Annotated in this window: 16 protein-coding genes; 6 read left to right on the top strand and 10 right to left on the bottom strand. The window is 65.1% G+C overall.

Features of this window, described 5'->3' with window-relative positions:
• Positions 1–125 precede the first annotated feature (125 nt).
• Positions 126–1,619, top strand: a complete 1,494-nt coding sequence (gene dinB, locus E2484_RS19030; RefSeq protein WP_137286780.1) for a DNA polymerase IV — start codon at positions 126–128, stop codon at positions 1,617–1,619.
• Between the two features lie 179 nt (positions 1,620–1,798).
• A complete protein-coding gene (locus tag E2484_RS25185) occupies positions 1,799–1,939 on the top strand; it encodes a hypothetical protein (RefSeq protein ID WP_170977424.1) in 141 nt (46 codons plus the stop codon).
• 166 nt (positions 1,940–2,105) lie between these two features.
• On the opposite strand, the gene E2484_RS19025 is transcribed toward E2484_RS25185, so the two are convergent.
• Positions 2,106–2,564, bottom strand: a complete 459-nt coding sequence (locus E2484_RS19025) for a phosphate-starvation-inducible PsiE family protein (protein ID WP_137286779.1) — start codon at positions 2,562–2,564, stop codon at positions 2,106–2,108.
• A gap of 157 nt (positions 2,565–2,721) precedes the next feature.
• Positions 2,722–3,774, bottom strand: a complete 1,053-nt coding sequence (locus E2484_RS19020) for a pentapeptide repeat-containing protein (RefSeq protein WP_170977423.1) — start codon at positions 3,772–3,774, stop codon at positions 2,722–2,724.
• A gap of 178 nt (positions 3,775–3,952) precedes the next feature.
• On the opposite strand from E2484_RS19020, the gene E2484_RS19015 reads away from it, so the two are divergent.
• Together E2484_RS19015 and E2484_RS19010 are read left to right on the top strand one after the other, a co-directional pair.
• A complete protein-coding gene (locus E2484_RS19015) occupies positions 3,953–5,557 on the top strand; it encodes an ATP-binding protein (protein WP_137286777.1) in 1,605 nt (534 codons plus the stop codon).
• Between the two features lie 95 nt (positions 5,558–5,652).
• Positions 5,653–5,928: a hypothetical protein gene (locus E2484_RS19010; protein WP_137286776.1), complete on the top strand. Its 276-nt coding sequence runs from the start codon at positions 5,653–5,655 to the stop codon at positions 5,926–5,928.
• Between the two features lie 183 nt (positions 5,929–6,111).
• Here E2484_RS19010 and E2484_RS19005 read toward each other — a convergent pair whose 3' ends face one another.
• The 8 genes from E2484_RS19005 to E2484_RS18970 form a co-directional block, all read right to left on the bottom strand.
• The gene (locus E2484_RS19005) at positions 6,112–7,953 is read right to left on the bottom strand and encodes a S9 family peptidase (RefSeq protein ID WP_137286775.1); all 1,842 of its coding nucleotides are present in this window, start codon (positions 7,951–7,953) and stop codon (positions 6,112–6,114) included.
• A 351-nt stretch (positions 7,954–8,304) separates the two neighbouring features.
• Entirely contained in the window at positions 8,305–8,949 is a 645-nt protein-coding gene (tpiA, locus tag E2484_RS19000; protein ID WP_137286774.1) for a triose-phosphate isomerase, read from the bottom strand.
• A 237-nt stretch (positions 8,950–9,186) separates the two neighbouring features.
• Positions 9,187–9,708, bottom strand: coding sequence for a multiprotein bridging factor aMBF1 (locus E2484_RS18995; protein ID WP_137286773.1), 522 nt, complete (start codon positions 9,706–9,708; stop codon positions 9,187–9,189).
• Positions 9,709–9,793: 85 nt separating this feature from the next.
• Positions 9,794–10,048 (bottom strand): hypothetical protein, encoded by a 255-nt coding sequence (locus E2484_RS18990; protein ID WP_137286772.1) that lies wholly within the window; start codon positions 10,046–10,048, stop codon positions 9,794–9,796.
• 103 nt (positions 10,049–10,151) lie between these two features.
• Positions 10,152–10,760: a CDP-alcohol phosphatidyltransferase family protein gene (locus E2484_RS18985; protein WP_137286771.1), complete on the bottom strand. Its 609-nt coding sequence runs from the start codon at positions 10,758–10,760 to the stop codon at positions 10,152–10,154.
• Positions 10,757–11,263 carry an adenylate kinase family protein gene (locus tag E2484_RS18980; protein ID WP_137286770.1) on the bottom strand — a complete coding sequence of 169 codons (507 nt, stop codon included), beginning with the start codon at positions 11,261–11,263 and terminating at the stop codon, positions 10,757–10,759. The genes E2484_RS18985 and E2484_RS18980 overlap by 4 nt, the downstream gene beginning before the upstream one ends.
• The gene (gene hisC / locus E2484_RS18975) at positions 11,260–12,333 is read right to left on the bottom strand and encodes a histidinol-phosphate transaminase (protein WP_137286769.1); all 1,074 of its coding nucleotides are present in this window, start codon (positions 12,331–12,333) and stop codon (positions 11,260–11,262) included. Before hisC ends, E2484_RS18980 begins: the two co-directional genes overlap by 4 nt.
• Before the next feature lie 204 nt (positions 12,334–12,537).
• Positions 12,538–13,578 carry a hypothetical protein gene (locus E2484_RS18970; RefSeq protein ID WP_137286768.1) on the bottom strand — a complete coding sequence of 347 codons (1,041 nt, stop codon included), beginning with the start codon at positions 13,576–13,578 and terminating at the stop codon, positions 12,538–12,540.
• Positions 13,579–13,760: 182 nt separating this feature from the next.
• Between E2484_RS18970 and E2484_RS18965 the strand changes: the two genes are divergently transcribed.
• Both E2484_RS18965 and E2484_RS18960 read left to right on the top strand, forming a co-directional pair.
• Positions 13,761–15,440 carry an NADH-quinone oxidoreductase subunit D gene (locus tag E2484_RS18965; RefSeq protein ID WP_137286767.1) on the top strand — a complete coding sequence of 560 codons (1,680 nt, stop codon included), beginning with the start codon at positions 13,761–13,763 and terminating at the stop codon, positions 15,438–15,440.
• A 125-nt stretch (positions 15,441–15,565) separates the two neighbouring features.
• A complete protein-coding gene (locus tag E2484_RS18960) occupies positions 15,566–16,531 on the top strand; it encodes a TIGR03557 family F420-dependent LLM class oxidoreductase (RefSeq protein ID WP_137286766.1) in 966 nt (321 codons plus the stop codon).
• Positions 16,532–16,663 lie beyond the last annotated feature (132 nt).

Here is a 16,663-nt window from a genome sequence, read left to right as displayed (position 1 = left end):
GTGCTACCCCCGACGGGTGCTAAAATCATAAAAGTTTGTTATAAATACGCGAGGGACGTTCCAAATCTGCCGACCGTCGGAGTCTGAACTGAACTTTTAACCCACCTCGGAAACCAACCTCGACCATGAGTGGTGGGTCGCGCCTGCCGGGGACGCCCGACGAGGAGAGCGACGACCCAATCGTCCTCCACGTAGACATGGACTGCTTCTACGCGGCCTGCGAGCGACGGCGAGAGCCGAAACTGGAGGGCGAACCCGTCGTCGTCGGGATGGGCTACGAGGGCGGCCAGACCCACGGCGCGGTCGCCACCGCGAGCTACGAAGCCCGGGAGTACGGCGTCGAGAGCGCCCAGGCGATCAGTACCGCGCTGGAGCGACTTCCCCGAAAAGCCGAGGCGGAAGACGACGAGACAGCAGACGACGAACAAGCGGCGGGCTACTACCGGCCGGTGGACATGGACTACTACGAGCAGGTGAGTTCGGAGGTCAAGGAAATCCTCCACGAGTCGGCCGACGTGGTCCGGGAGGTCAGCATCGACGAGGCGTACCTCGACGTGACCGACCGGACCGGATGGGAGGTCGCGGAGGGGTTCGCCCGCCACGTCAAGCACCGCATCGACCGCGAGGTCGGCGTCACCGCGAGCGTCGGGGTCGCGCCGAACATGTCGGCGGCCAAAATCGCCAGCGACCACGACAAGCCCGACGGTCTCGTGGTGGTCGAACCCGGCGAGGTTCGGGGCTTCCTCGAACCTCTCGACGTGGGCGAGATTCACGGCGTCGGCCCGGTGACGGCCCGCGAACTGCGCGAGATGGGTATCGAGACGGCGGCCGACCTCGCCGAGGCCGACCGCGGAGAACTCGAAGCGAGATTCGGCGAGCGCGGCGCGGAAATGCATCGCCGGGCGCGCGGCGAGGACGCCCGCGAGGTGACGCCCACCGGACGACCCAAGAGTCTCTCGCGGGAGTCGGCGTTCACCGAGGCGACCGACGACGACGAGAAGAAACGCGACCGGATTCGGACCCTCGCGGAGGCGGTGGCCGACCGCGCCCGCCGGAAGGGCGCGATGTACCGGACAATCGGTATCAAGGCCGTGACGCCGCCATACGACGTGAACACCCGCGCGAAGTCGCTTCCCGGACCGGTGGACGAACCGGAACTGGTCGAGGAGGTCGCGTTGGAGTTGTCCGAAGAGTTCGACGGCGAAGAAGTCCGGAAGGTCGGCGTCCGGGTCTCGAACCTCTCGTTCGCGGACGGCGAACAGGCGAGTCTCGGCGACGGGTGGGAGTCGGGCACGGGCGAACCCGGGGCCGGCAGGAGCGAAGGCGAAGCCGACCCCCGGACGGGCGATTCCGGCAGCGACGGCGGACAGCTCTCGCTCGGCCAGCGATGGGACTCCTCGAAGTCCGGTCCCGTCGATTCGGGCGAAACAGCGGGGTCAGACGCCGACACCGACGCCGAGGGCCAACTCTCGCTCGAAGCCGAGTGGGACGTGACGGCCACCGTATCCGACGATACGGAGGCGAAAGACGACGACGCGGACCCAGGCAACGGCCGCCGAGACGACCGGTCGGACGATTCGGACCTCGAAGGGCAGGTCTCGCTCGGCGATTTCGGATGACTCGCGCGAGTCGTCCGAACCTGCTGCTCTCGGCGCACGCTGGCGTCATCGCGCCGACGATGCGACTGCTCCCCGGTTACGTCGGATTCGCGGAAAGGTATTCGGTGTCCGCTCGGGGCGGTGTGGGGTGGCTGAGTGATTATTTTAGACGGACTTCTAATTCTTAAGAATAGATAGATATGGTTATCGTCGGGAGACGATGGCCGAGCGACACCGGCCACGTCGAGACGGGCGACTGCACCGCGGACCGCGTCCGCATTGCGACCGCACAGCGACGCGCCTCCTCGCCTGCGCTCGCGCCCTCGGCGCGAGCGCGGTAAATCCGGTGGTCGGCGACGGTCCGCGAAACGCGCTCCGGGCCGATTCGCGGTTTGGCCTGTGAGACGGGGTATCGCTACGACCGGCGCTTTCGGAACCTTCCTAATCGGACAGCAATCTGGGCAATCGGTGCTGCGGATACCGATAGTGTAGTTGGCGATGACGGACTCACTCGGGTTCCGCTTCGTCGTTTCTCTCACGGTGCACCACGTAGAAGCCGAGGAGCAACACCGCAAGTAGTAGAACGTAGACGCCCGCGATGGTGATAGCCTCCGTAGGACTGTAGTCGTCGGGCTTGAAGATGATGACCTGCCGGACGACCGCAATGAGACCCGCGTGTATCACCGCGATGACTACGCTCTTGGCCTCGACGTAGGCCACGATGGTCTTGTAGAGTTCCACGACGACGAACAGGTAGAGCGCGATGTCGATAGCCGACCGGATGAGCGAGACGATGTTAGTCGGTTCGGTCAGGTCGAACGCGATCAGCGAGGTGACGATAGTGAGACCGAGATTGAGTACGCCGAGCAAGAGCAAGACGACCAGTAACGCGGCGATGACGGTCTGAAGGAAGGTTACCGATTTCTCCAGCCAGTCCGTGACCCACGTAGCCTCTATCCGAACCATCGTAGTGTAGATACCTCGTCGCCCTGACTGAAGTGCGTTCTGTCCCCGAAACGGTTCGTTACGTCCCGAACGCCGGGGTCGTCTCCGAGGTTCGGACCGCGCAACGCGGTCCGCTACGTTGGTCCGTGCAGTCGGTCGGAGTTGGGTCCGGGGAGTTTCACCACGTCACGATCCGAGCGAGCACGAACACCAGTAGCGCCGCTAGAAGCGACCCCAGAACCGATTCGACGCCAGCCACTAACCGCGCGAACGAGCCAATCGGCTGAATGTCACCCAATCCGAGGGTGGCGAACGTGACGACGCTGAAGTAGAGGCTCTTGAACAGCACTCTCCCGAGCCACCACGGAGAAGCGGACTCCGGATCCTCTATCGAGTACGTGACCGGCTGACCTGCCTGAATCTCCTGGATTCCACCCGTGAGAGGATACACGAGTGCAGCCACGACGACCACGACGAGCGACGTGAGTAGTACCCGATAGGGGCTTTCCCCGTACCGCATCACCCATCGAGACAGTTCCCACTTGATCGCGTCCTTGTAATTGGAACGCTCCCACGCGTGCCGCCGCCGGGCGTCCCGTTCCATGTAGTAGCTCCGGCGCGCCAACTCGGGCAGCGCGTTCTCTTGATACAGTGCTTGGAGTTGCCGGTACACCCAGGCTGCTGCCTCCAGCGGTCGCTCGTCGAGCAGGTCGGGTGGTGCGTTCTCCCTGTCGTAGATGGAGACGCCCCCCATCTTCGTCCCGGCCCCGATGTGCATGTTGGTGAGTACCGTCTCGTGAAGTCGGGCGTGTTCGAGCGTCGCCCGACGTAGATCCCCGTTCGTGAGAATCGCCCCTTCGAGGTTCGCGCCGGTAAAGTTGGCACCCAAGGCGGTCGCGTCCGTCAGCTTGGCCAATGTCAAGTTTGCGTCGGAGAGGTCGGCCCCCGTCAGGTCAGCGCCGGTGAAGTCGGCCCCGACCATGGACGTCCCGGCGAACCAGTCGACGCTGTTAAGCGAGGCTTCCTGGAGATACGCCCCGTCGATGGCGTCCTCAGACTCCGGATCGGCGTCTTCGAGCTGGTCTTTCCCCTTCCCGTCGACGGAGGCGTGCCAGATGCAGCGGTCGTGATCCTCCCACACGGCCCGGTCGCACGGTTCAGTGGCGATGTCCGCCTTGGTCACTCCGATTTCGAGCTGGTATCCACACCGGTCGGACTCTTCGGCGTCCATGCCCGTTTCTTCGCCTTCGCTTTTCAAATCTCGTTCGCCTGTGAATAGGACAGAATCCATATATATCTTACGGCGAAGTTGCCTTTTTCGGGGTGATTCTCTTCCTAGGGCAGGGTTCCGCCACGGAGCGCGACCCCCGACCGTTTATGAGGCACGGGCGAGAGGTAGCCGTCAAGAGATGTCGCAGGAGACCATCGACGTGGCCGAGGTGAGTGCCGGGAAAGGCGGCGAGGACGGCGACCCCGGCGACCCCGTGGAACTGCCCGTCGTGGAGGTACTGACCGGCCGGGCGTTCATCACCGGCAAGTCCGGGTCAGGCAAGTCGAACACCATGAGCGTCGTCGCCGAGAAACTCTTAGACGGCGGCTACCCGGTAATGCTGGTGGACACAGACGGGGAGTACTACGGTCTCAAGGAGGAGTACGAACTGTTACACGCCGGGGCCGACGAGGAGTGCGACATCCAAGTCAACCCCGAGCACGCCGAGCGACTGGCCTCGCTGGCGCTGGAGGATAACGTGCCCATCATCCTCGACGTGTCGGGATACCTGAACGAGGAGGAGGGCAAGGAACTGCTCACCGAGGTCGCGCGCCAACTCTTCGCGAAGGAGAAGAAGCTGAAGAAACCCTTCCTGATGGTGGTGGAGGAGGTCCACGAGTACATCCCCGAAGGCGGCGGGATGGACGAGTGCGGACGGATGCTCATCAAAATCGGTAAACGCGGCCGCAAGCACGGTCTCGGCATCGCGGGTATCAGCCAACGCCCGGCCGACGTGAAGAAGGACTTCATCACCCAATGCGACTGGCTGGTGTGGCACCGACTGACGTGGAACAACGACACCAAGGTCGTCGGTCGAATCCTCGGCAACGAGTACGCCGACGCCATCGAGGACATGGGCGACGGCGAGGCGTTCATGACGACCGACTGGTCCGAGGAGACCCGCCGGGTCCAGTTCCACCGCAAGCAGACGTTCGACGCCGGAGCCACGCCCGGACTCGACGACTTCGAGCGACCGGACCTCAAGTCGGTCAGCGACGACCTCGTGAGCGACCTCCGGGAGATAAGCGAGGAGGAGAGTCGCAGGGAGGACCGAATCGAGGAGTTGCAACGGGAGGTTCAAAAGAAAGACGAGCGCATCACCGACCTCGAACGCCAACTGGAGGAGGCCCGCGAGATGGAGGAGGTCGCCGACAAGTTCGCCAAGGCGATGCTCGACACCTCCCGAAACCAGCGCGCGAACCCCTACGTCGATACCGGCGGACAGGCGACGCCGGTCGGCGGCCAGACCTCGGGCGGACGAGTCGTAGGGAGCGACCAGCGGGCCCAGCAGGCCGACCTCGGTGGCTTCGAGCAAGCGGAGGCGAAGGACGCAAAGACGAAGACTGCCGAAGGCGAGGGCACCGAAGCGACGGAAACTGAGCACGATACCGACGACGCCACAGACGAGGAGTCTACGGACGACCGCGGCCCTCTCGACGCCATCCGTCGGGAACTCGACGCGCTCGAACCGGTCGAGCGCGCGATGCTCGCCTACTACCTCCGGGAGGGACCGGCGACTCCGGTCGAGGCCCACGTCACCGCAGGTGGCCCCGAGGACCGCGAACTCGCGTACAACCACAACCGGACGCTCCGCCAGCGCGGGTTCGTCCAGCACGCCGGAAGCGGCGAGTACGTCGCCGCCCTGCCGAGTCTGCTCGCGGCGCTGACCGACGGCGAGATGGACGACGACACGCGGAGCGAGGCGTTGGCGACGGTCGCCGAGGAACTGCCGGACGTGGAGTGAACGCGAGTCGCTGGCGCTGCAACTCTGCTGGCGCTCTTTGAGACCCGCAGGCGATCACCGACTCACTTTTACAGCGCCTTCGAGTAGTCCCGCGCATGAACACGCTGGCGCAGGCGGGCGAGGACAGGTGGAAACTCCCACAGCACGCCTACGTCGTCGTCTACGACGAGCGCGAGACCGAACTGCTGACCATCTACGACTGCGGCGCGGCCCAGAAACCGCCCTCTGCGCAGGTGCTCGGTAATCTCGTCCGGGTCAAGCCCGACCACGAACTGGAGAACACCGTCACGGGCTACGTCGTCCGGATGCGCGAGGAGTCGATTCTGGAGAAGCAGGACGACGACCACTGGATCATCGTCGGCGAGGAGTGACGCGAGGCGGTTCGGCGAAGCTATCGACTACCGACGCAAACGAGAACCGCAACCGCACCGCGATAGTCACGACCTCCGCAACTGACTGCACTTCTCGGACGCTCACTTCGTTCACGTCCCGCGTGACCGAGCATGGGACGACCGACGGTCCAGAACCGCCGACAGATACCGAAACCGTCGAAATCAGACGTGTTCGTCTAGAAACGCCGCGATTCTCTCGAACATCTCGATTCGATTGTCCAACTTCGTGGTGTGGTGGCCCTCGTCCTCGAAGACCAGCGATTCGACGGGGACGCCCTGCGACTGGACTTCCTCGGCGATTTGGCGGGCCTCACCGACCGGGACGCGGGGGTCGTTCGCACCGTGCTGGACGAACAGCGGGCACCGAATCTCCTCGACCGAGTGGATGGGACTGATGGATTCGAGGAACTCGCGGTCGTCGGCGAGCGACCCGTACTCGGCCTCGCGGTGTGAACGCCGCCAGTCGCCCGTGTTTTCGAGGAACGTCACCCAGTTGGCGATGCCGACGAACTCCACGGCCGCGGTCCAGAGGTCCGGATACTCCGTGATGGCCGCGAGCACCATGAACCCGCCGTACGAGCGGCCGTAGGCGACGACGCCCTCCGAGTCGATTTCGGGCCGGTCGCAGAGCCAGTCCACGGCCTCGGCGACGTCCTGAACCGAGTCCATCCGGTTCTCTACATCGTCGAGCGCGGCGTACTCCCGACCGTAGCCCGACGACCCCCGGACGTTCGGTTCGAAGACGGCGTAGCCAGCGTCGAGGAGGAACTGGCGAACTGGTCGGAACCAGGGCCGACGCTGGTGGTGCGGGCCGCCGTGGATGTCGACGACGACTGGAACACCCTCCGTCTTCGATTCGCGGACCGCTTCGTCGGGTAGCGCGAAGTACGCCGGAATCTGCCGGCCATCGAACGTCTCGTAGCGGACGAGGTCGGGCGAGTCGTAGGCGTCGAGTTCGATGCCGCCGGGCGAGGGCCGCGTCCAGCGTTCGACCTCGGGCGATTCGCCGGTCTCGGTGCTCGTCGCGTCCGCGACGAACACCGAGTGGTTGCAGTCGGGTGCGGACACCGCCGCGGCGACTCGCTCGCCGTCCGGTCCGACGACGAGGTCTTGGACCACGCCCTCACGGAGGCCGGCCTCGGACAGGTCCACTTCGTGGAGGTCGACGTCCGTCGGGCCGGTCAGTCGTCCGACGCGGAGTTCCGAGTAGCCCTCGACGTTCCGGGTCAGCGCGACACGGCGCGATCCGGCGTCGAACGCCAGACTGTCGATGCTCCGGTCTCCGCCGGACGCGACCGTCTCGGTCGTCAGTTCGTCGAGGTCGATTCGGACCAGTTCCGGCGTGTCTGCGTTGGCGTCACTCACGCAGTAGAGGGCGTCGCCGTCGGGACCGAACGCCGGATGGTGATACCGAACGTGGCCCGAGTGCGGCGTGACGTGGCGTCGCTCGCCGGTTTCGGCGTCCACGACGAAGAGGTCGTCGTCGGAACTCGCGCGGGACTTCTGGACGACGAGGGAGTCGCCCGACGGACTCCACCCTTCGACGCTCAGGAAGCCGTCCTCGTCGCTCTCGCTGGTGAGTCGGGGGTCCCCGCCGTCTGCGTCCATCACGTAGACGTCGAAGCGCGACCGGTCGCGTCGATTGGCGGCGAACACGATATTCTCGCCGTCGGGGTGCCACCCGCCCCAGAGGTGAATCGCGTCGGGGTCGTCGGTCAACTGGTCGATACTCCCGTCCTCGGGGTCGAGACGGAATAGCTGGTCGTGTTCGTCGGCCCCGGTGTCCTTGCCGAAGACGACCGCGTCGCCCGCGGGCGACCACGACGCGAACGAGACGCGCTCGTCGTAGAAGGTACGCTGTCGGGGCCACGCGCCGGGTTCGTCGGTGGTCCAGACCTGTTTCGTGCCGGTCGTGTCGGCGAGGAACGCCAGTCGCCCGTCGGGCGCGAGCGTCGGCGCGACCGTCTTTCGAGCCGTGAAGTAGCGTCGTACGTCCCGTTTCATGGGACCGAATCACGTGGACGACAGTTGAAAGTTCGGGTCGCGGAAGCAGGTCGCTGTTTGCAGGTGCGATGGCACATCGACCAGTCCACGAACGATGGCAGGCCGATCAGTCCACGAGTGACGGCTGGCCGACAGAACCACCGTCTGGGTAGACTGAAAGCGGCCGCCCGGTCGCGCGAGCGGCGCGGACGTTCCACTCGTTCGCGTCTTCGGAATGGACTGCGGTGCGTAGCGAGGAGGACCCTCGTACCACTCTCGCTCACTCGCGCAAATATATACAATCGTTTAAAGAATGAAAATGCACTTCAAGAACCTATTCAACATTCCGAAAGACAGATAAAACCACCTGGACTACAACGGGGCCACCAGGTCCTCCAGCGCCGCCTTCGGGTCGTCGGCCTTCGCCACGCCGCTGGCCAGAAGGACGCCCTCGGCACCGAGGTCCTGTGCGGAGGTCAGGTCCTCGCCGGTCGAAATCCCGGCACCGCAGTAGACCGGCACGGAGTCGTCCACGGCCTCGGCGGCCGCCACGGCGTCGGTGACGATGTCGGGGTCGGCCTTGCTGACGGGCGTACCGGTGCCGATGAGTTCCGGCGGTTCGACCGCTACCGCGACCGGGCCGAGCGCTGCGACGGCCCCGATTTGGTCGGGGTTGTTCGCACAGACGCAGGTTTCGAGGTCCGCGCGCTCGGCCGCCTCGAGCGCGGCGTCGATGTCGGCGAGTTTCAGTCGTCGCTCGGAGTGGTTGAGGAGCGTGCCGGTCGCGCCCGCCTCCGCGGCGGCCTCGGCCAGCGTCGAACCGGTGTGACTGCCGTGTTCGACCGCGCTGACGTGCTGCGCCCACGTCTCGACGCCGGTTTCGGCGACCCGTTCGAGGTGGGCGGCCTGCGGCGCGACGGCGATGTCCACGCCCGACTCGTCGCTGACCTCGCGGGCGGCGGTGGCGACTTCGACTGGATCACAGGGGTAGGCTTTCAGGTTGACGACGACTTTCATACGCGAACCGACTGCCGGGCGCGACTAATAGGTTGCGAGAACGGAGCAGAACTTCGGAACTACGTACCGCAGAAGTCGGAGACGCAGTAGCGGTTTCGAAAGCCGCGACCGGAGCCCACGCTACCTGACACCCCACGAAGCGCATCAGATGTACTGCGAGCGAGCAGATTACGGGAGAAAGCGTCCGAGTCGCAGACTCGGACGCGCTCGGTCGCCGGAAACGGTCGTCGCGTCGTCTCAGTCCTTCCGCTTGACCACGTCGCCGAGCGTGTACTCGCCGGACGAACTGCCGCCGTTCCACTCTTCGTCGTCGGCGGAGCCACCGGACGTGAGCTGGACGCCGAGTTCGTTTTCGAGCTTTTCTTTCACTTCGTCGCTCGGAAGCATGTCGCCGCGTTCCAACTTTCGGATGAGGCTGGCCTTCTCGTTGAGTTCGTCGGCGAGGTCCTCCTGACTCATGCCGGTACTCTCGCGGGCGTTTCGGATGCGGTCGTCGTAGTCTTGAGCGATCTCGTCCATGTCGTCGAACATGTCCGAGCGCCGCGACTGAGACGAACTCGAAGACGTACTCGTCGAGGACGAGGAGGAACTCCCCGACGACGAAGTCGAGTATTTAGTAGAGGTAGAACTGGAGTCGTCTTGGGTCTTGACTTCGGTCCCGAAGTCCGAGCAGTTGTCGCAGACGTCTAGCTCGGCCCCCTCGACTTTGACAGTCTTCGGGGAACTCGTCTCGGCACCGCACATCTCACACTGAACCATACTGGTGGGTAGTCTGTCGCCGCTCTTAAATTACACGCCGTGAGGACCGCCGGACCCCGACGCCGGGCGTCGAGCGGGACCGCTATTACGGCAGGCGGTCGTCGTTCTGCTGGTCGCGGAGATACCCGAACCCCTGTTTGACTTCTTCGCTTCGCTCGAAGTACTTCAGAACGCGCCGGCAGGTTTCCCGCGAGAGTCGGGTTTCACGGCTCAACTCGAACAGCGAGTCCACCTCCTCGGCCACGTCGAGAAACTCGTCCATGCTGATGTGACTGTTCGCCGGCAGTATGTCGTCCAAGTCGACGTTGATACCCGTTTCACCCGGTCTTTCATCCGTCATGACACTTCTCTACCTCGTTGATTTCGACGCTACCGGGGTTGAAAAAGGTGACTAAACGTCTGACGCGCACCGTCACCGGTCCGGACCGGGCCAGCGGTCGCGTCTACGACAACGCTCGCCACGCGTAGTAGAATCGCTGGAGCGCCGTGAAGTGGCCGACGACCGCGAAGACGACGAGCAACCACGCCACGACGGACAACCCCACCGGCGTCGCCGACACCACGGCAGCGACGACGCCCGTAACGCCGACGAGGGCGAGTCGGTCGGCCCGGCCGAGCAGTCCGCCGTACACCCGGTCGAGTCCGACCGCTTGGGCCTGCGTCCCGAGGTAGGAGGTCATCAGCACGCCCGTCACGGCCGCGAGACCGAGCGCGTACCGGCCGACTCCGGCCGCCATTCCCGTGATAATCACGACGTCGGCGTAGCGGTCCAGTACGTGGTCCAACAGGTCGCCAGCCTTCGAGTCGGTGCCGAGTTCTCGCGCCAGTGCGCCGTCGAGCAGGTCGAGCCACCCGTTCAGGAAGACGAGGACGGCCCCTGCGAGATACCAGACGGACGCCTGTCCGCCCAGGTAGAAGGCTCCGCCAGCGCCGCCAGCCAGCGCGAAGGCGACGACGCTGACCGCGTCGGGCGTCAAACCGAGTCTGGTCGATAGCGAGACGAAGGGGTCGAGCATCCGGTCGGCGACGTGTCGGAACTGGTCGAGCGTCATAGGTAGTCGATGTACGACACCTCTCCGGCGCTCGGTTCTCGGTCGCCCGCGACCACCGCCGCGATTTCGGCGGCGACCTCGTCGGGCGCGCGGTCGGTCGTCTCGATTTCGTAGACGTTCTCGACGCCGTGGCGATTCACGGCCTCCGAGAGAATCACGTCGAGGGCCTCGCTCTCGGCGTTTTCCCGGGCCTTGGTCTCCGACTCGCCGCGCTCGGTGAGCCGTCGCTCCAGTTCTTCGGGCTGACATCGCAGGACGACCACCCGTTCGGCGTCGAGGTGGTGGGCGAGGTGCGACTCCACGAGGAGGTCGTCGCGGCCCGCCAGTCGCTCGGCCACCGCGTCGAGGTCGGCCACGAGGCTGTCGCGCTCCTCGTCGCGCTCCTCCCAGAGCTCCTCGTCCCGAATCAGGTCGTTGAGGTGGACGATTTCCCGGTCCGTATCGAGCGCCTCCACCGCCGAGGTCTTGCCCGTGCCCGGCGTCCCGGTGACGATTACTCTCACGACGACAGCACCTCGTTGAGTTCGGCGACCGCTCGCTCGGTCTCCGCCTCGGTGCCGCAGGTGATGCGGACGCACTTGGGGAGGCCGAAACTCGTGCAGTCCCGGACGATGACGCCTCTGCGCTGGAGTTCGTCGGCCGCCTCGCTGGCGTCTCCGACCTCCGCGAGGACGAAGTTTCCGTGGCTCTCCCACGTGGGCGCGTTCAGGTGTTCGTACACGTACTCGCGCGCCCACGCGGCGGTCTCGACCGTCTTTTCGGCGTGGTCGTCGTCGTCCAGCGCGGCGAGTCCGGCCCGACAGGCGATTTCGCTCGCGGCGAAGGGCGTGTTCACCCGAGCGTAGGCGTCGGCCCACTCCTCGGGGACGATACCGTAACCGAGGCGAACGCCCGCGAGTCCGTACACCTTCGAGAAAGTCCGGAGGACCGCCACGTCGTCACGCGACTCGACGAGTTCGACCGCGCTCGGCCCGTCGGCGAACTCGGCGTAGGCCTCGTCCACGACGACGAGGGTGTCGTCGCCGGTCCGGTCGGCGATTGCCTCTACCGCGTCGAGGTCGAACCGCTTCCCGGTCGGATTGTGCGGACTCGTGAGGTAGACGATTCGCTCGTCGTCGTAGTCGGCCAGGACGGTTTCGGCAGTCAGCGCGAAGTCGTCGGCCTTCGAGAGGTGGTACTCCTCGACCTCGCCGTGGTGGAATCTGGCGCTCATCCCGTAGTAGGCGAACCCCGGTTCTGGGACGAGGACGGTGTCGCCGGGTTCGAGCGTGGCGCGGGCGAGGTAGTCGAGAACCCCGTCGCCGCCGTTTCCTAACCAGACCTGTTCGGGCGCGACGCTCCAGCGGTCGGCCAACTTCTCGGTGAGGTCGGCGTGAGAGGCCTTAGGGTAGGAGCTAGCCGACGCTGCCGACTCTCGGATGGCCTCGACCGCGGCCGGACTCGGGCCGAAGGGGTTCTCGTTCGATGCGAGTTTCACGAGGTCGTCGGGGTCCAACCCGAGGTCGCGGGCGACCTCCTCGATGCCCCGTCCGGCCTGATATACGGTGTGCGCGGAGAGGTCCCGTGGTTCCATGTGAGAGAGGTGTGGACGACCTGCCTTAAGAGTGCTTACCTCGGGTAGCGCGGCGGCGTTCGGAGGTGCGCGTCGAGGGTCACGACTCGGCGGCCGGGGGCGAGGCTCCGGCCGAAATCGGAGCGTCCCGACGCCGGGTCGCATTTTGTCAGAATCCGCCCAGTACATATAAGGAAAATCCTGCGGACTATCACCATGGGGGATTCAATCATGGCAAGAGAGAACCGTAACCGTCGGGGGAGAGAGAGTCACGAATCGAACCGCCAACAGCGAAGCGGGCAGGGCGAGGGTGACACCCGAAGCGGCCGATACTCCGCGGGTGGCCGAGAGCGACGAGGGGAGTCCGGCCATCGGCAGTCGGGTCACCAGCAGTCGGGCCAACAGAACGTGCCCGGTCAACACCAGACGGGACGCGGTCATCAGTCGGGCCAGCATCAACAGTCCGGTCAGCACCAACAGTCCGGCCAGCATCAGATGGGCCAACAGTCTGGCGGACAGCATCATGGAACTGGCCAACAGCAGGGCAACCGATACGGTAGCGGTCGCCAGCAGACTGGTCAACACCAGTCGGGCCACCAGCAGTCCGGCGGACGACAGACTGGCCGCCATCAGTCGGGAGGGCAGCACCAGTCCGAGCAACGTCAGTCCGGCCAGCACCAGTCCGGACATCAGCAATCCGGCCAGCAGCAGTCCGGCCGGCACCAGGGTGGCCAACAGCAACGGTACGGGAGCGACCGACGACAGTCCGGCCAGCAACACCAGCAATCCGGCCAGCACGGCGGCCAACAATCCGGGCACCAGCAGTCCGGACACCAACAGAGTGGTCGCCAACAGGGCGGCCGCCATCAGAGTAGCCAGCGCCACGAAGTCGGTCAGAATCAGGGACGCGGTCAGTCCCGACAGAACCACGGCGTCCACGAACTGAGCCAACACGACGGAAGCGGTGGCCAGTACACCGGTCACGACCAGCAACAGTCGGGCCAGCACCAACAGTCGGGCCAGCGTCAGACCGGCCAGCCCCGACGGTTCGGTAGCGGCCAGCAGTCCGGTCAGCAGTCGGGGCAACACCAACAGACCGGCCAACACGGCGGCCAGCAGGGCCGAGAGGGCCAAAATCAGTACGGCGGTAGCTCCGAGAGCGGGTTCAGCCCGGTCCAGCAGACCATGATGCGCGGTCAGGAGCAGCACGGTCGTCAGTCGTCCCAGGGCCGAAGTGGCGAGTCCGGGCGCGGTGGCGGTCGCCACGACGAAGAACGCCGGTAGCGCACCAGCACGGGTCGGAGCGCACGAAATAGAATTCTTTCAGAGTAACCAGCAATGGTGAGAGACGTTAGCACTATTGGCGTCCGGGGCCGAGATTCGGAGGGAATGGGAATGCTCGTACTACTTACTACCGACAGTCGGGTCCAGTCTCGCGGTGATACAGGATGAGTGACGCACCGGAGACCGACCCCGACGTGGAGATGCCGGAGCGACGTGGGGGCGTCGATAACGACGAACTCGAAGCCCTGCTCGGCGACCGGGTAATCGGGCGGGAGACCCATCTCAACGCCGAAGGGTTCGTCGTTCGCCCGGACGAGGTACAGGCGGTCCTTCGGACGCTCAAGGAGGACGCGGGCTTCGACCACCTCTCGCTACTGACCGCCCAGGAGTACGAAGACCGCTACGAGAGCATCTATCACCTGACCAAGTACGAGGACCGGACTCAGGAGGTCAGCGTCATTGTACCGACCCACAAGGACGACCCGTGGAACGAGAGCGCCGCGCCGGTGTACAAGACGGCGGAGTGGCACGAGCGCGAGGCCTACGATCTGGTCGGTATCGAGTACGAGGGCCACCCGGACCTCAAACGCATCCTCCTGCCCCAGACGTGGCAGGGCCACCCGCTGAGTCGGGACTACGACCAGGACAAGCCCCAGGTCGTCGCCCTGCAGGAACACGTCAACCCCATCGCCGAGAGCCAGAAGGACACCGACTCGGAGTCGGACACGATGTTCCTCAACATCGGGCCACATCACCCCGCGACCCACGGCGTCCTCCATCTCAAGACGGTCCTCGACGGAGAACAGGTCGCGGACGTGGAACCCGACATCGGCTACCTCCACCGCTGCGAGGAGCAGATGTGCCAGAGCTGTAACTACCGGTACCAGATCATGCCGTACCCCGACCGGTGGGACTACACCGCCAACATGCCCAACGAGTGGGCGTACGCCCGGGTGGCGGAGGATCTCAACGACATCGAGGTGCCCGAGTACGCCCAGATTATCCGGACGATGGCGGTCGAGTTCGCCCGCATCATGGGCCACATGCTCGCGGTCGGAACCTTCGCACTCGACGTGTACGGCGACTTCACGGCCACCTTCATGTACTCCATCCGGGACCGTGAGATCATCCAGAACATCCTCGAAGACCTGACGGGCCAGCGCATGATGTTCAACTACTTCCGACTCGGCGGCGTGGTCTGGGACCTGCCCGAACCCCGCGAGGAGTGGTTCGACAAAATCCGGGAGTTTCTCGACACGCTCCCCCGCCACGTCGCGGAGTACCACGACCTCCTCACCGACAACGAGATCTTCCAGAAGCGGACGGTCGGTACCGGGGTCATCGACGCCGAGACCGCCAAGGCGTACGGCTGTACGGGCCCGGTCGCGCGCGGATCGGGCGTCGATTACGACGTGCGCCGCGACGACCCCTACGGCTACTACGACGAACTCGACTGGAACGTCGTCACCGAACCGCACGGCGACAACTACTCGCGCGTGCTGGTCCGTCTCCAAGAGGTCGAGGAGTCGGCCAAGATTATCGGCCAGTGCGTCGACCTGCTCGAAGACTGGCCCGAGGACGAACGGAACATCCAGAGCAACGTCCCCCGGACGCTCAAGCCCGATCCCGACACGGAGATATACAGGGCGGTGGAGTCCGCGAAGGGCGAGATGGGTATCTACATCCGGTCGGACGGAACCAACCAACCCGCCCGGTTCAAGATTCGGAGTCCGTGTTTCAACAACCTCCACTCGCTGGAGGCGATGGCCGAGGGCGAGTACGTGCCGGACTTGGTGGCGGCGCTCGGGAGCCTGGATATCGTTCTGGGGTCGGTGGACCGGTGAGATAGGGGGAGCCCCCGTCGAAACCCGACCGTCTCGATGGTTGCTGGAGTAGTTCGTTCGCGGGACGTGCTTAGTTTCTTCGCGGGGGCCACAACCCCCTTACCGACACCTGTCGTGCCACCTCCATGGTCGAACTCGGTTACGCGCTCTCGAGTGAGGAGCACGGCCCGATGGACCTCGTGAACAACGCCGTCCGAGCGGAGGAGGTCGGCTTCGACTTCGCCTCGATTTCCGACCACTTCCACCCGTGGATCAGCCAGCAGGGTAACGCGCCGTTCGTCTGGTCTACGCTCGGCGGGATCGCGGCCGCGACCGACGACCTCGACTTGGGCGTCGGCGTGACCTGTCCCATCATCCGAATCCACCCGGCCGTCCTCGCTCAGGCCAGCGCCACGGTCGCAGCGATGTTCGAGGAGTCGGGCCAGCAGTTCTACTTCGGCGTCGGCACGGGCGAGAACCTGAACGAACACGTCCTCGGCGACCACTGGCCGACCCACCACGTTCGACTCGACATGCTCGAAGAGGCCGTCTCGGTGATTCGGAAGCTCTGGACCGGTGAGATGGTGAGCCACCACGGCGACCACTACACCGTCGAGAACGCCCAGCTGTTCACCACTCCCGCGGAGGACCCGCCCATCTGCGTCTCGGCCTACGGCGACCAGACCGCGAAGAAGGCCGCCGACTTCGGCGACGGGTTCTGGTCGGTCGGCCCGCAGGACGTGGTCGAAGCCTTCGAGAACGAAGGCGGCGAGGGGCCGAAATTCAGCCAACTCACGGTCTGCTACGCCGACAGCGAGGACGAAGCGGTCGAGACCGCCTACGAGTGGTGGCCCAACAGCATCCTGCCGGGCCAGTTGGCCACCGAACTGGAGACGCACACGTTCTTCGAGCAGGCCTGCCAGATGGTCGAGAAGGAAGACGTGCGCGAGGCCGACAGCATCGTGACCGACCCCGACCCGCAGGCCCACGTCGAGAACGTCCGGGAGTTCGTCGACGCGGGCTACGACCACGTGTACGTCCACCAAATCGGCCCGAATCAGGAGGACTTCTTCGAGTTCTACGACGAAAACGTCCTGCCCGAGTTCAGGTAATCGGCATTCATCCGTCCACTCCCGCGTCCGATTCGACCGGACGCTCGGGACGCCAGCGACCGGGAGTCCGGCGTAGACGTACCGGCCCGCCTCGAAGGTGAAACGGTCGTTTCACCCATCCGTAGTTTTACG

The sequence above is a fragment of the Halorussus salinisoli genome (genome assembly GCA_005239435.1).
In the GTDB taxonomy this organism is placed as follows: domain Archaea; phylum Halobacteriota; class Halobacteria; order Halobacteriales; family Haladaptataceae; genus Halorussus; species Halorussus salinisoli.
The sequence above is the reverse complement of the archived record's forward strand: the minus strand, read 5'-3'. Positions and strand labels throughout refer to the sequence as shown.

Bases quoted from the DNA above. Each gene is read 5' to 3' on its own strand.
- dinB (WP_137286780.1), top strand. From the start codon at position 126: ATGAGTGGTGGGTCGCGCCTGCCGGGGACGCCCGACGAGGAGAGCGAC.
- E2484_RS25185 (WP_170977424.1), top strand. From the start codon at position 1,799: ATGGTTATCGTCGGGAGACGATGGCCGAGCGACACCGGCCACGTCGAG.
- E2484_RS19025 (WP_137286779.1), bottom strand. From the start codon at position 2,564: ATGGTTCGGATAGAGGCTACGTGGGTCACGGACTGGCTGGAGAAATCG.
- E2484_RS19020 (WP_170977423.1), bottom strand. From the start codon at position 3,774: ATGGACGCCGAAGAGTCCGACCGGTGTGGATACCAGCTCGAAATCGGA.
- E2484_RS19015 (WP_137286777.1), top strand. From the start codon at position 3,953: ATGTCGCAGGAGACCATCGACGTGGCCGAGGTGAGTGCCGGGAAAGGC.
- E2484_RS19010 (WP_137286776.1), top strand. From the start codon at position 5,653: ATGAACACGCTGGCGCAGGCGGGCGAGGACAGGTGGAAACTCCCACAG.
- E2484_RS19005 (WP_137286775.1), bottom strand. From the start codon at position 7,953: ATGAAACGGGACGTACGACGCTACTTCACGGCTCGAAAGACGGTCGCG.
- tpiA (WP_137286774.1), bottom strand. From the start codon at position 8,949: ATGAAAGTCGTCGTCAACCTGAAAGCCTACCCCTGTGATCCAGTCGAA.
- E2484_RS18995 (WP_137286773.1), bottom strand. From the start codon at position 9,708: ATGGTTCAGTGTGAGATGTGCGGTGCCGAGACGAGTTCCCCGAAGACT.
- E2484_RS18990 (WP_137286772.1), bottom strand. From the start codon at position 10,048: ATGACGGATGAAAGACCGGGTGAAACGGGTATCAACGTCGACTTGGAC.
- E2484_RS18985 (WP_137286771.1), bottom strand. From the start codon at position 10,760: ATGACGCTCGACCAGTTCCGACACGTCGCCGACCGGATGCTCGACCCC.
- hisC (WP_137286769.1), bottom strand. From the start codon at position 12,333: ATGGAACCACGGGACCTCTCCGCGCACACCGTATATCAGGCCGGACGG.
- E2484_RS18965 (WP_137286767.1), top strand. From the start codon at position 13,761: ATGAGTGACGCACCGGAGACCGACCCCGACGTGGAGATGCCGGAGCGA.
- E2484_RS18960 (WP_137286766.1), top strand. From the start codon at position 15,566: ATGGTCGAACTCGGTTACGCGCTCTCGAGTGAGGAGCACGGCCCGATG.